The sequence below is a fragment of the Comamonas sp. CMM03 genome (genome assembly GCF_019218715.1).
Lineage (GTDB): Bacteria > Pseudomonadota > Gammaproteobacteria > Burkholderiales > Burkholderiaceae_C > Comamonas > Comamonas terrigena.
Genome location: NZ_JAHUXB010000006.1, coordinates 325,536 through 338,514 on the forward strand (window position 1 = coordinate 325,536; position 12,979 = coordinate 338,514).

Genomic DNA, 12,979 nt, shown 5'->3' on the forward strand with positions numbered 1-12,979 from the left:
GCCATGACATCTGCACGCAAAGGCATTATTTTGGCGGGTGGCTCCGGCACCCGTTTGCACCCTGCCACCCTGGCCATCAGCAAACAGCTGCTGCCCATTTACGACAAGCCCATGATTTATTACCCGCTCAGCACGCTGATGCTGGCGGGTATTCGTGAAATTCTGATCATCAGCACGCCGCAGGACACCCCGCGTTTTGAACAGCTGCTGGGTGATGGCAGCCAATGGGGCCTGCAACTGCAGTATGCGGTGCAGCCTTCCCCCGATGGCCTGGCACAGGCCTTTCTGATTGGCGAGGAGTTTCTGGCTGGCGCCCCCAGTGCCTTGGTGCTGGGCGACAACATTTTCTACGGCCATGATTTTCAGGGGCTGTTGAAGAACGCAGAAAGCCAGTCCGCCGGGGCGACGGTGTTTGCCTACCATGTGCAGGATCCGGAGCGCTATGGCGTGGCGGAATTCGATGCCCAGGGCCAGGTGCTGTCGCTGGAGGAAAAGCCGGCCCAGCCCAAATCCAACTATGCGGTCACCGGCCTGTATTTCTACGACAGTCAGGTGGTGGACATGGCCAAGTCGCTGCAGCCTTCGCCTCGTGGCGAGCTGGAAATCACCGACCTGAACCGCCTGTATCTGGAGCAGGGGCAGTTGAATGTGCAGCTGATGGGCCGGGGCTATGCATGGCTGGATACCGGCACGCACGACAGCCTGCTGGAAGCCGGCCAGTTCATTGCCACCCTGGAGCAACGCCAGGGCTTGAAAGTGGCCTGTCCCGAAGAAATTGCCTTCCGTTCCGGCTGGATTGGTGCCGCACAGCTGGAGAAGCTGGCGCAGCCGCTGCTCAAGAATGGCTATGGCAAGTATCTGGTGCAATGCCTCAAAGGCGGTGTGCGATGAAAGCCACCCCTACCGCGATCCCGGACGTGATGGTGGTGGAACCCAAGGTGTTCGGGGATGCCCGCGGGTTTTTCTACGAGAGCTTCAACCAGCAGGCTTTCAATGCCGCCACTGGCACCAATTTCGAGTTTGTGCAGGACAACCACAGCCGTAGCCGCAAAGGGGTGCTGCGTGGCCTGCATTACCAATTGCCTCCACATGCCCAGGGCAAGCTGGTGCGCGTGGTGCGTGGCGCCGTCTGGGATGTGGCGGTGGATATTCGCCAGGGGTCTGCAACCTTTGGCAAATGGGTGGCCGAGGAATTGACGGAGTACAGCCACAAGCAGTTCTGGATTCCCCCAGGATTTGCCCATGGCTTCGTGGTGCTGAGTGAGTCGGCCGATTTCCTCTACAAGACCACGGACTACTACGCGCCCGAGTCGGACCGGGGCGTTGCCTGGAATGACCCGCAGATTGGCATTGCCTGGCCGGATTTGGGCATGGATTGGCTGCTGTCGGAAAAAGACCTGAAGCAGCCTTTGCTGCAGGATGCGGATACCTTCATCGGATAAGGCACGGCACCATTGCACCACCCAAAAAGAGCTGCCAGTGGCAGCTCTTTTTTTATTCATCTGTCATCTGTTATCTGTTCTGTGCCAGGCCCAGCACGATCAGCAACAGCAGTACAGCGCATAGCACGGCGAAGCTGATCTTCACCCAGCTGTATGGGCGCTCCCCCGCAATCTGGCCGGTATAGCCATTGGCCACGATCTGGTAGGTGGTGCGGCCATAGGTGTAGCCCACCAGCCATACGGGCACCAGTGTGTGCTTGAAGGTTCTGCCGGTGTATTGGCGCTGCACCTGCAGATTGCGCATGGTGTCGCCGGGCACCTGGCGGGCGCACAGGCTGCGCAGCTGGGCATCCATGTCCTGCTCGTTCAGTTGTGCGGCTTTGGACAGGTCGACCTGGTAGCGCTCCACCGTCCAGCCACGGACGAATTCAGGGGTGTAGGGCTTGAGGTCGGTGGTGGTCGGAAAGGGCTCCACCTGGCGCAGCAAATCGGGTTGCACGCCGACGGTGCCGGGCACCAGCGCGTCGTCGAAGAAATGCTGCAACTGGCCGGAAGCCGATTCCCAGCGCACATGGCGCACCTCGCGGGTTTGCTGCGTGCCATCGGCATCGCGGTAGGTTTCGGTTCTGTAATAGTAGTAACCAGCCTCGGCCTGCCATTGGGCAGTGGCATGGGCATCAAAGGTCCAGTAAGGCAGGTAGATGCCGTGCAGCGTATCGGTCAGCGCTGCGGTTTTGAGTGTGCTGGGCGCGAACCAGCGGCTGCCATACCACTGGCGGATGCGGTCGCGGATCTGCCCGTCACTGATCTGGAACGGCAGGATGCTCTGCGGCGTGATGGCATCGTTGCGCTCTTCGTGTGCCACGATGGCCGGCGAGCCGCAGAAGTCGCAGCGCTGGGCTGCCGTCTTGTTTAGGAAGACCGAGATGGCACGGCAGTTCTGGCACTGCACCTCGTAGCGCGCATCGGTGCCCCAGCCGCGACCGCTGGCAGGGTTGCGCAGGGCTTCAGCCAGATCCTGCTCCACCACGGCGCGGCCCAGCTCTTCGCGCGTGGCTTCGCTCCAGGGCGCGGTGGTGCCGCAGTACGGGCATTTGAGTGCCTGGGCCTTGGCATTCCATTCCAGATTGCCACCGCACTCCGGGCAGGGGTGCTTGCGCACCATGGTCGGCGGGGCTGCTGGCGCAGCGGGGGCATGGCTGGAGGAGGTGGGGGCAGTGTGGTCGGTCACGGCGCAAAAATATCAGGTGCACTGCACAGGCTCTTGCTGCTGGCACTCTGGCCAGGGCGCCGCGCACCGGCCGCCTGGCAGGTTTCCCTTCAGTGGGCAGCACTGGGTTGTGGTACGCGGCCAAGCCGCTGAGAGGGCGTTGATTTACCCGCGCAGGAACTCATCGAGTGCCGCCTGGCCAATCCGCCACTGGCTGCCGATCTGGCGCGCTTTCAGGTGACCGGCCTGGATTTCGGCCAGTACATCGGCTTCGGCCACGCCCAGTACCTGGGCGGCCTGGGCCGGGGTGAAGACCTGCATGGCCGCTGGTGCGGGGGCAGCCTGGGTGTGCGCCGCCTGTGCAGCTTCAGGTGAGAAAGGGTCTGCAGAAGAAGCGCCTGCTCCGGAAGCCCCGTGCGCCCCTGCTGCGCCGCCTTGCATGCTTTTCATCATCTCCTGCGCCATGCCGAAGCCCATGGCCATGGTGGCGGGCAGGGTGGCTGCCGCTGCGCCTTCACTGCCGTTCGCCATGGCCTGGCCCATCTGGTATTTCACGTAGTCATTCAGGTTGCCGATGGCCCCCATGCTGGAGCGCTTGTCGATGGCCTGCTCCACCTCGGGCGGCACGGACACGTTTTCCAGGATGAAGCTGGTGATCTCCAGGCCGTACTTGTCGGTGACAGCCGGGTTGATGATCTGCAGCAGCGCATCGCCCAGGTCGCTGTAGCGGGTGGCCACGTCGAGCACCGGCACCTGGGCCTTGGCCAGTGCTTCGGTGAAGATGCTGACAATGCGCGAGCGCATGGTGTCGGCAAATTCGTCCAGGCGGAAGTTCTGGTCCGTGCCCGCCACCTCTTTCAGGAACTTAGCCGGCTGAACGATGCGGAAGTCATACGTGCCAAAGGCGCGAATGCGCACCACGCCAAAGTCCTTGTCACGTAGCATGACGGGGTTGGATGTGCCCCATTTGTTGCCGGTGAACAGGCGTGTGTTGAGGTAGTAGACATCGCACTTGAACGGCGACTGGAAGCCATGTTTCCAGCCCTGGATGGTCGAGAGGATGGGGATGTTCTGCGTGGTCAGGGCATGCTTGCCCGGTCCGAACAGGTCGGCGTACTGGCCTGCAGAGACAAATTGCACCTGCTGCGATTCGCGCACGATCAACTGGGCGCCGTTCTTGATCTCCTTGTCCTCATCCGGCCAGCGGTAGGACAGGGTGTCGCGCGAGTCATCGGTCCACTCGATGATTTCGATCAGCTGGTTTTTGATGATATTGAACAGATTCATGCCAAACCTCGCAGGCAGGTGGGAAAGTGGGCCATTGCGCGGTCATTGTAGAACTTGGGCTGTTGGCAGAGATGATTGCGAGTATCAAAAGCGTAGCTGTTGGCGCCCCTGTAACAAGGTTTTGAAAATGATTAATTTGGGAGATGCAAGAAAGACGGGCGTAGTGCGCTCCTAATTTGTGCGTTCCGCTCATTCGTGTAACACCGTAGCCCGGTCTGGCTTCGTGAATACAGGGCGGCAGGCCTAAAATCACTCCTTTCGCGCGCGTAGCCGTGCCGCTGGTTTGTTCCTGGCGGTGGGGCACCCGCCTCCATAACGATAGATAGAGGGTGTAGCCGCCCGTCGTCTGCACCGATCCGAATAGCCCGTCATGCTGACCTTCCAACAAATCATTCTGAAACTGCAGTCCTACTGGGCCGATCATGGTTGTGCATTGCTCCAGCCCTATGACATGGAAGTCGGCGCCGGTACCTCGCACACCGCCACGTTCCTGCGTGCCATCGGTCCGGAGCCCTGGAAGGCCGCCTATGTGCAACCCAGCCGCCGTCCCAAGGATGGCCGCTATGGCGAGAACCCCAACCGCCTGCAGCACTACTACCAGTTTCAGGTGGTGCTCAAGCCGGCTCCTGACAACATCCTGGAGCTGTACCTCGGCTCGCTGGAAGCCCTGGGGTTTGATCTGAAGAAGAACGACATCCGCTTTGTCGAAGACGACTGGGAAAACCCCACCCTGGGTGCCTGGGGCTTGGGCTGGGAAGTCTGGCTCAATGGCATGGAAGTGACCCAGTTCACCTATTTCCAGCAAGTGGCCGGCATCGACTGCAAGCCCGCCACCGGTGAGATCACCTACGGCCTGGAACGTCTGGCCATGTACCTGCAGGGCAAGGAGTCGGTGTACGACCTGGTCTATACCGATGGCCTGAGTTACGGCGACGTGTTCCACCAGAACGAAGTGGAGCAATCCACCTACAACTTCGAGCATTCGAACGCCGAGTTCCTGTTCAGCGCCTTTGCTGCGCACGAAGGCACGGCCAACCAACTGATCGATGCCCAGCTGGCGCTGCCTGCCTATGAGCAGGTGCTCAAGGCGGCCCACACCTTCAACCTGCTGGATGCCCGCGGTGCCATCAGCGTGACCGAGCGTGCCGCCTATATTGGCCGTATCCGCAATCTGGCCCGTGCGGTGGGCAAGAGCTATCTGGACAGCCGCGCGCGCCTGGGCTTCCCCATGGCGCCCAAGGCCCATGCCGACGAAGTGCTGGCCGAATTGGCCAAGGCCGCAGAGCAGGCCGCCAAGAAAGCGGCCTGAAGCGCCGCTACTGCAGACCGTCCACTTACACGTAATTTCAGCTGCTTTGAGCCCATCTGGTGAGCTTGAGCGGCTATCCAAATCATCATGAACGCATCGAATCTACTGGTTGAACTGTTTGTCGAAGAGCTGCCACCCAAGGCACTGCAAAAGCTGGGTGATGCTTTTGCCGCCGTGCTGTTTGACCAGCTCAAGGCCCAGGGCCTGCTGGCGTCGACCGAATCGCGCCTGACGGCCTATGCATCGCCCCGCCGGTTGGCGGCCCACATCACCGAAGTGCTGCCCCAGGCCGACGACAAGGCGGTCTCGCAAAAGCTGATGCCTGTGGCTGTGGGCCTGGACGCCGATGGCAAGCCCACGCCCGCGCTGCTCAAGAAGCTGAGCGCGCTGGGTGCGGACGCATCCGCTGTGGCCGGTCTGAAGCGCCAGGGCGAAGGCAAGGCCGAAGCCCTGTTCTACGAATCCACGGCCAAGGGTGTGCTGCTGACCGACGGCGTGCAGAAAGCGCTGGACGAAGCGCTGGCCAAGCTGCCCATTCCCAAGGTCATGCGTTACCAGTTGCAGGATGGCTGGACCAGCGTGCACTTTGTGCGCCCGGCCCACGGGCTGGTGGTGATGCATGGCACCGAGGTGCTGATCGGCGTGAAGGCCCTGGGCCTGACGGCCGGTACGGCCACCCACGGCCACCGTTTTGAAGCGGCCGTGGACCCTGTGGTGATCCGCAATGCCGACAGCTATGCCGAGCAACTGCGCGAAGAAGGCGCCGTGATTGCCAGCTTTGCGGAGCGCCGTGCAGACATTGCCCGGCAATTGCAGGCCGCGGCCGAGCGCATCGGCGGTGGCGTGCGTCCCATTGAGGATGAAGCCCTGCTGGACGAGGTGACGGCCCTGGTCGAGCGCCCCAATGTGCTGGTCTGCGAATTTGAGAAGGAATTTCTGACAGTGCCCCAGGAATGCCTGATCCTGACCATGAAGGCCAACCAGAAGTACTTTCCGCTGCTGGACGCCAGCGGCAAGCTGACCCATCAGTTTCTGATTGTCAGCAACATCCAGCCCCAGGATGCATCGGCAGTCGTCGGTGGCAACGAGCGCGTGGTGCGCCCCCGTCTTGCCGATGCCAAGTTCTTCTTCGACCAGGACCGTAAGAAGACCCTGGCCAGCCGCGTCGAGCTGCTGGATAAGGTGGTTTATCACAACAAGCTGGGTACCCAGGGTGAGCGTATCGCCCGTGTGCGTGCCATTGCCAAGAGCATTGCCCAGCAACTGGGCAACCCCGAACTGGGCCGCCTGGCTGATCAGGCCGCCATGCTGGCCAAGACCGATCTGGTGACCGACATGGTGGGGGAGTTCCCCGAGCTGCAAGGCACCATGGGCCGCTACTACGCCCTGAACGACCAGTTGGACCTGGCCGTGGCCGATGCCATTGAAGACCACTACAAGCCCCGCTTTGCAGGCGACGAACTGCCGCGCGGCGATGTCGGTGTGGTGGTGGCGCTGGCCGACAAGCTGGAAACCCTGGTCGGCATGTTCGGTATCGGCAACCTGCCCACCGGCGACCGCGACCCCTTTGCGCTGCGCCGCCATGCGCTGGGCGTGATCCGCATGCTGGTGGAAAAGGATCTGGAGCTGGATCTGGAAACGCTGCTGGTCAGTGCCTTGCCCGCCTTTGGCGACAAAATCACCGACGCTACGTCCCAACTGGTCGAATTCGTCTACGACCGCCTGGCCAACATGTTCCGCGAACAAGGCTACAGCGCCCAGGAAATCGAAGCCGTGCTGGCACTGCACCCCCAGCGCCTCTCCGATGTGCAAAAGCGCCTGGAAGCCGTGCGCGCGTTTGCGGCGCTACCGGAAGCACCTGCATTGGCCGCGGCCAACAAGCGCGTGAGCAACATTCTGAAGAAGGCGGAAGAAGCGGTTCAACCCCAGGTGAACGCAGCGGTGCTGGTGGAGCCGGCCGAAAAAGATCTGTATGCCGCGCTGCAACAGGTGGCCCCCAAAGCCGAGCAACAGTTTGCTGCAGGTGATTACACCGCCAGCCTGCAGACCTTGGCAGCATTGCGCGCTCCTGTGGATGCGTTCTTTGAGCATGTGATGGTGAATGCGGAAGACGCAGCACTCAAGGCCAATCGCCTGGGCTTGCTTGCCACGCTGCACCAGGCCATGAATCGTGTTGCTGATTTGTCGAACCTGATTTGAATCTATTTATAAATAGAGGATCTATGAAAGAATATAAAATTTCCGGTAATGGAAATATTAATGTTTCTAAGTCTGCAAAGATAGGCAATGATGTTCAATTCATATTCCAATCGCCAGGAAATATATCGATTGGAGATTATTGCTCGATAGGTGATGGGGTTAAATTCATATGTTCAGGCGGTGATATTTTCATCGACGACTGGACCACACTGCACGATAACTGTCTGGTATTGAGTGGTGAGTATGTGAAGATTGGAGAGCATTGCTGGTTCGGGCAGAACTCGGTAATCGATGGTAGTGGTGGTATTTCAATCGGGCGTGGTGTGCGGGTTGGAATGTATTCGCAACTCTGGTCCCATGTTGCTGCCGGCGAGCAAATTGAAGGCTGCACCCTTTTCGGGAGACGACCTGTTGATATTGGGGACGATGTCTGGCTGGTTGGTTCATGTATTGTTGCATCTGGAGTGACCCTTGGGAAAAGAACGGTTGCCCTGATCGGCTCCAATATAACCAAGTCCTTTCCTCCTAATGCGGTGATTGCAGGGTCCCCTGCCCAGGAAAAAAGTAATTTAAGTTTTTATAAAGATATTTCCCTGGATGAGAAATGGGATCTGCTAAAAGAATGGATGCAAGCCTATTGTGCAGACAGCGGGTTGATGCTTGACGTCACAGAGGATTTTCTACATGTGAGGAATGAAAAATCGACCGATGGTGGGGAAGTCGTTTTTTCAAAATACAAAGATGGTGCAATGGATATGAGGCTCAAGTCGCTCTCCACAGTCTGTTGTGTTGAGGACAAAACATATAATAAGAAATTTTCAGAATTGGAATATAAGGTTTTGAAGTTTCTTTCGGGGAACAAAGCAAGATTCAATAAACTGGGGGAGTAAATGCTACCTATTGTTAAAGTTGCACTGCCTGCCGCAGATGAGTTGATGCCTGCGCTGGAAAAAACGCTCTACAGCGGGCAAATTGCCGAGGGCGAGCAGGTTTATGAATTTGAGAAGCAATTCTCTGAAAAATTCAACATAAAGAATGTTTTGGCCATGAGCAGCGGCACTGCCGCCCTCCATGCGGCCTTGAAACTCTGTGGGGTTGAGCCGGGTGACGAAGTCATCTCAACGCCAATGACGGCAGAGCCCACAAATCTGTCGATTTTATATTGTGGTGCGAAAGTCGTATGGGCTGACATCGATCCCCAGTTGGGTGGCATGGACCCCGAGTCAGTCAGGTCCAAAATAACCGACAAAACAAAAGCCATACTTTGCGTGCACTATGCAGGTTATCCTGTGAATCTCGCCGAGTTGAAATCCATCGCTAATCAGCATGGAATTCCATTGATTGAAGACTGTGCACATGCCCTGGGGGCATTGTATGCAGGCAAGCATGTGGGCTTGGTGGGGGATTATGCGATCTACTCATTTCAGGCAATCAAGCACATGACCACGATCGATGGTGGTGTACTGGCCATTGCCAATCCTGAAAAAATGGAGGAAGCCAAGAAATTCAGATGGTTTGGAATGTTAAAAGGCGTTCCTCGAACCGAAGTCAATATTTCTAGTGTTGGCTATAAATACAATATGAATAATGTTGTAGCCACCATTGGTCAGATTCAGCTCAGAAACATAGCAAATGTTTTGCAGCGCCATATTGAAAATGGTAAATATTTCGATGAAATGTTTGCCAAAGTGGCGGGGGTTGATTTTGCCAAATGCGACGCAAATGCTGAGCCAAGTTATTGGCTCTATACGCTGCTAAGCGATGAGTCGGAAGATCTTGAGAAAGCCCTGAACGCAGCCGGGATTTCCGCTTCCAAATTGCACCGACCCAATAATTATCACAGTATTTTTGACGGATCTAAAACTGATCTTCCTGGATTGGATAAGTTCTATAAACGCTTGTTGCATCTGCCTTGCGGTTGGTGGGTCAGCGACGAGGATCGTGCTCTTATCGTTGAAACGGTGAAAAAAGGGTAGATTCTATGAGCGTACAAGAGAGTTTGATTCCTCTGTTCTATCCTGTCAGGCTCCCCGAAATGGAGAGTGCCGCTGTCGATGTGATAAGGTCTGGGCAAATTGCAGCCGGCCCCAAGGTCGATGCATTCGAGAAAAAATTCCAAGAATACTCCGGATGCACAAATATCGTTAGTACAAATGATATGACGAGTGCTTTGATCATTGCACTTAAGTTGGCGGGAGTGAACGCAGGTGATGAAGTTGCGACGTTGGCGTTTTCTTGCCTTTCTTCAAACTCTCCCATAGCCGTCATTGGCGCTCAGGCCAAATGGATCGATATCGATCCACAGAATATCTCCATGTGCCCAAGGGATTTGGAGAAAAAGATTTCATCCAAAACCAAGGCTGTTCTGCTCTATCACATTGCAGGCTATCCAGCAAAAGTTGACGAAATTTCTGCGATCTGCCGGGCAGCAAATATTCCGTTGATCGAGGATTGTAATAATGCACTGGGTGCAATGTTCAATGATCAGCAGATAGGTACGTTTGGCGATTTTTCGGTGTTTTCGTTTTATCCAAACAGACAGATCAATGGATTGGATGGTGGTGCCCTATATTGCGCGGATGCGGGGCAGGCACGGCAAGCGAAAAAACTGCGACGTTTTGGGGTTGATTTTTCAACCTTTAGAGATTCCCGTGGAGAAATCAATCCTGATTCGGATGTTGAATGTATTGGATATTCCGCCTCTTTCAGTCAATTGAATGCCGCAGTTGCACTCTCTCAATTCCCAACCGTTTCTTCGCGTCAAGCAAAGGTGCGGGAAAATGCCAGGAAATTGACAGAACGACTGAGCCATCTCAAAGATATCCAGCCAATTCCAGTGGTGGAAAATGGAATCTCAGCATACTGGGGGATGCTGGTCTATGCCGAGCATCGTGATGCCATTTTGATGAAATTGAAATCCAATGGAGTGTTGGCATCAATAATGCATCAGCGCAATGATGTTTATACCGGATTTAATCAAATTAATGATTCCCTCCTTGGAACAGATTTCGTGATGGATAAAATCATGGCCTTGCCGTGCGGCTGGTGGTTGAATGATGAAAACATAGAGAAGATCGCGGAAACATTAGAGTCAGCAATTAATTGAATTCGTGATAAAACAAAAAATCAACGCACTACTAAAATCAGCAAATATTCTTGATTTATTAATGTTGTACATTAGTAAATCAGGTGCGATTGTGGTCGGTGTATTCATACTGCCTTGGTACCAGCAGCTTTTGGGGGCATCGGCATTTGGATGGGTTGCATTGATTTTTTCTCTGCAAACATTTTTGATTATGCTGGATTTGGGCGTATCAACGATTGTTGGGCGGGACATCGCAGCCAGTGAAAATGCAGAATCTCCCAAGCTCGTCTGGCGGGCGGGAGAATGGGTTCTGCATTCGCTGTATTTGATATTATTTTTTCTTAGCAGTGTTGCTTATATATTTTTCGATTTTTATTTATCTTTCTTGCAAGTGACATTGTGTCTGATTTTTTTCTGGTCGCTTACTGTTCAGAATGCAGGCCAGTCGGTGTTGCTGGCTCGAAAAGAGTATCGTATTGCAGCGCTGATCCAAGCAGCCGGAGTCCTGGCTCGGGCCATTGCCACGCTGGCTGCACTGTATTACTACAAGGCAGACATCAATACTTTTCTTTTTGTCCAAGTATTGTTTGCAATCGCTCAAATGTGTATCACATCCGCAGCTTGCCGGAAGATCTTGCATGAATCCATTGTTGGCATTGATGTGGAAAAAATAACATCGGTCGCCAAGAGTATTTTCATGAAAGGGCGACCGCTCGTTTTCTTTGGTATTTCAGGAGCGGCGGTTCTACAGTTGGACAAAATCATCATCGGATCATTTTCAAAGCCAGAACTTCTTGCTTCATACTATTTAGCTATGACGTTGTGCCTTGTTCCTGTCAGCGTTCTGGCAGGACCTGTAGCACAGTATTTTCAGCCAAAAATCATTAGAAGTTTCATTTCGAAAGATATTCTTCTGTCGGAGCAGCAGATAAAATCCATGCTCACAATCCTTATCGGAGTTGTGGCACTGCCTTCGGCTATTCTGTGGATAAATAGAGAGATAATAATCCATGCGTGGCTGCATGGGCAGCCCAATTCTGCCGAAGTGGCTCACTATGCCGGAGTCTTGCTGCCTGGAATCGCATTGGGTGCCCTGGGCTATGTCCCATATACTTTATTGGTGGCGGGACAAGATTACAGAGCGCTGGCGCTCATGTCCGTTTTCATGACCGTTTGCACGCTTGCCGCGGTGACTTTCTTTGCCAGAACAAATAACATCTTGGCGATTTGCTGGGCGTATACGCTTTACCATAGCATTTCCATGCTTATTTCTTGGGCCAGAGTTTTTTATTTAAAAGCAGAATTGAACATCCCTTATGCAGCGCGTGCCGCTGCATATGCTTTTTTCCTGGTTTTTTCCGTTGTTGTTGTCTTGTCTGCAATAGCATTGGGAAAAAATATCTATTACTCGTGAAATTATCGGTCTAATATGCTAAAAGATAAAGTTCTAATGATCACTGGTGGTACAGGGTCATTTGGGAATACGGTTCTCAATCGATTCCTGAATACGGATATCAAAGAAATTGTAATATTCAGTCGCGATGAAAAAAAGCAAGAGGATATGCGTATTGCACTGAATAATCCGAAAGTAAGATTTCATATTGGAGACGTGAGAAATTACGAGAGCATTTCACGTGCAATGGTTGGTGTCGACTATGTGTTCCATGCCGCCGCATTGAAGCAAGTTCCATCTTGTGAATTTTTCCCCATGGAGGCTGTACATACCAATGTCACAGGAACCGAGAATGTTCTGAATGCAGCCATTGATCGGGGAGTTAAACGTGTTGTTGTGCTGAGCACTGACAAAGCGGTCTATCCTATCAACGCCATGGGGATTTCAAAAGCCATGGCTGAGAAACTTGTGATCGCAAAATCTCGTACGGTCCCGGATGGCGGAACTGTATTTTGTGCAACCCGCTACGGGAACGTTATGGCATCCAGGGGATCGGTCATACCGCTCTTTGTTGAGAAGCTGAAGGCAGGAATGCCGTTGACCATCACAGATCCTGAGATGACCCGCTTCCTGATGTCACTGGAGGACTCTGTGGATCTGGTGTTGCACGCATTTGAGCATGGACGGCAAGGCGACATCTTTGTGCAGAAGGCTCCTGCATCCACTATTGCTGACCTGGCGCAGGCGATTCAAGAGCTTTTTAATTCCTCCGTACCAATTAAAATTATTGGAACTCGCCATGGGGAAAAGCTCTATGAGACTTTGGTTTCCAGAGAGGAAATGGCAAAGTCTGAAGATATGGGGAAATATTACAGAGTCCCTGCGGATAATAGAGATCTGAATTATGACAAATTCATTTTGTTTGGCAAACCTGAAGCCAATGAAGTGGATGACTACACATCTCACAATACAGAGAGATTGACGGTTCATAAAATTAAAGAGCTATTGATGAAGCTTTCTTATATCAATGAAGAATTAAAATAATTGAAATGGC

General features: G+C 54.2%; 11 protein-coding genes. 9 read left to right on the forward strand and 2 right to left on the reverse strand.

Annotation, left to right across the window (positions count from 1 at the left end; translation table 11 throughout):
- The first annotated feature begins 3 nt into the window (after nucleotides 1–3).
- Entirely contained in the window at nucleotides 4–891 is an 888-nt protein-coding gene (gene rfbA, locus KW830_RS20345) for a glucose-1-phosphate thymidylyltransferase RfbA (RefSeq protein ID WP_066540969.1), read from the forward strand.
- A complete protein-coding gene (gene rfbC / locus KW830_RS20350) occupies nucleotides 888–1,442 on the forward strand; it encodes a dTDP-4-dehydrorhamnose 3,5-epimerase (RefSeq protein WP_066540968.1) in 555 nt (184 codons plus the stop codon). The genes rfbA and rfbC overlap by 4 nt, the downstream gene beginning before the upstream one ends.
- A 70-nt stretch (nucleotides 1,443–1,512) precedes the next feature.
- Here the strand turns inward: rfbC and KW830_RS20355 are convergent, their stop codons facing one another.
- Together KW830_RS20355 and KW830_RS20360 are read right to left on the reverse strand one after the other, a co-directional pair.
- The gene (locus KW830_RS20355) at nucleotides 1,513–2,607 is read right to left on the reverse strand and encodes a zinc ribbon domain-containing protein (RefSeq protein ID WP_218334269.1); all 1,095 of its coding nucleotides are present in this window, start codon (nucleotides 2,605–2,607) and stop codon (nucleotides 1,513–1,515) included.
- Nucleotides 2,608–2,817: 210 nt separating this feature from the next.
- On the reverse strand, nucleotides 2,818–3,939 hold the full coding sequence (locus tag KW830_RS20360; protein WP_066540962.1) for an SPFH and helix-turn-helix domain-containing protein: 1,122 nt from the start codon (nucleotides 3,937–3,939) through the stop codon (nucleotides 2,818–2,820).
- Between the two features lie 370 nt (nucleotides 3,940–4,309).
- Between KW830_RS20360 and glyQ the strand changes: the two genes are divergently transcribed.
- The 7 genes from glyQ (at nucleotide 4,310) to KW830_RS20395 (ending at nucleotide 12,969) form a co-directional block, all read left to right on the forward strand.
- On the forward strand, nucleotides 4,310–5,248 hold the full coding sequence (gene glyQ, locus KW830_RS20365) for a glycine--tRNA ligase subunit alpha (protein WP_066540960.1): 939 nt from the start codon (nucleotides 4,310–4,312) through the stop codon (nucleotides 5,246–5,248).
- 87 nt (nucleotides 5,249–5,335) lie between these two features.
- Nucleotides 5,336–7,447 (forward strand): glycine--tRNA ligase subunit beta, encoded by a 2,112-nt coding sequence (gene glyS, locus KW830_RS20370; RefSeq protein ID WP_218334209.1) that lies wholly within the window; start codon nucleotides 5,336–5,338, stop codon nucleotides 7,445–7,447.
- 23 nt (nucleotides 7,448–7,470) lie between these two features.
- The gene (locus KW830_RS20375) at nucleotides 7,471–8,337 is read left to right on the forward strand and encodes a DapH/DapD/GlmU-related protein (RefSeq protein ID WP_115594619.1); all 867 of its coding nucleotides are present in this window, start codon (nucleotides 7,471–7,473) and stop codon (nucleotides 8,335–8,337) included.
- Nucleotides 8,338–9,423, forward strand: coding sequence for a DegT/DnrJ/EryC1/StrS aminotransferase family protein (locus tag KW830_RS20380; protein WP_218334210.1), 1,086 nt, complete (start codon nucleotides 8,338–8,340; stop codon nucleotides 9,421–9,423).
- Nucleotides 9,424–9,428: 5 nt separating this feature from the next.
- The gene (locus KW830_RS20385) at nucleotides 9,429–10,553 is read left to right on the forward strand and encodes a DegT/DnrJ/EryC1/StrS aminotransferase family protein (RefSeq protein ID WP_083520606.1); all 1,125 of its coding nucleotides are present in this window, start codon (nucleotides 9,429–9,431) and stop codon (nucleotides 10,551–10,553) included.
- Nucleotides 10,554–10,557: 4 nt separating this feature from the next.
- Complete coding sequence (locus KW830_RS20390) at nucleotides 10,558–11,946, forward strand: oligosaccharide flippase family protein (RefSeq protein WP_218334211.1); 1,389 nt, start codon at nucleotides 10,558–10,560, stop codon at nucleotides 11,944–11,946.
- A gap of 15 nt (nucleotides 11,947–11,961) precedes the next feature.
- Nucleotides 11,962–12,969, forward strand: a complete 1,008-nt coding sequence (locus tag KW830_RS20395) for a polysaccharide biosynthesis protein (protein ID WP_066540951.1) — start codon at nucleotides 11,962–11,964, stop codon at nucleotides 12,967–12,969.
- Nucleotides 12,970–12,979 lie beyond the last annotated feature (10 nt).

What these genes read in the sequence shown, in the direction of transcription:
- KW830_RS20360 (WP_066540962.1), bottom strand. Translation starts at nt 3,939, where the DNA reads ATGAATCTGTTCAATATCATCAAAAACCAGCTGATCGAAATCATCGAG.
- rfbC (WP_066540968.1), top strand. Translation starts at nt 888, where the DNA reads ATGAAAGCCACCCCTACCGCGATCCCGGACGTGATGGTGGTGGAACCC.
- KW830_RS20385 (WP_083520606.1), top strand. Translation starts at nt 9,429, where the DNA reads ATGAGCGTACAAGAGAGTTTGATTCCTCTGTTCTATCCTGTCAGGCTC.
- KW830_RS20375 (WP_115594619.1), top strand. Translation starts at nt 7,471, where the DNA reads ATGAAAGAATATAAAATTTCCGGTAATGGAAATATTAATGTTTCTAAG.
- glyQ (WP_066540960.1), top strand. Translation starts at nt 4,310, where the DNA reads ATGCTGACCTTCCAACAAATCATTCTGAAACTGCAGTCCTACTGGGCC.
- glyS (WP_218334209.1), top strand. Translation starts at nt 5,336, where the DNA reads ATGAACGCATCGAATCTACTGGTTGAACTGTTTGTCGAAGAGCTGCCA.
- KW830_RS20380 (WP_218334210.1), top strand. Translation starts at nt 8,338, where the DNA reads ATGCTACCTATTGTTAAAGTTGCACTGCCTGCCGCAGATGAGTTGATG.
- rfbA (WP_066540969.1), top strand. Translation starts at nt 4, where the DNA reads ATGACATCTGCACGCAAAGGCATTATTTTGGCGGGTGGCTCCGGCACC.
- KW830_RS20395 (WP_066540951.1), top strand. Translation starts at nt 11,962, where the DNA reads ATGCTAAAAGATAAAGTTCTAATGATCACTGGTGGTACAGGGTCATTT.
- KW830_RS20355 (WP_218334269.1), bottom strand. Translation starts at nt 2,607, where the DNA reads ATGGTGCGCAAGCACCCCTGCCCGGAGTGCGGTGGCAATCTGGAATGG.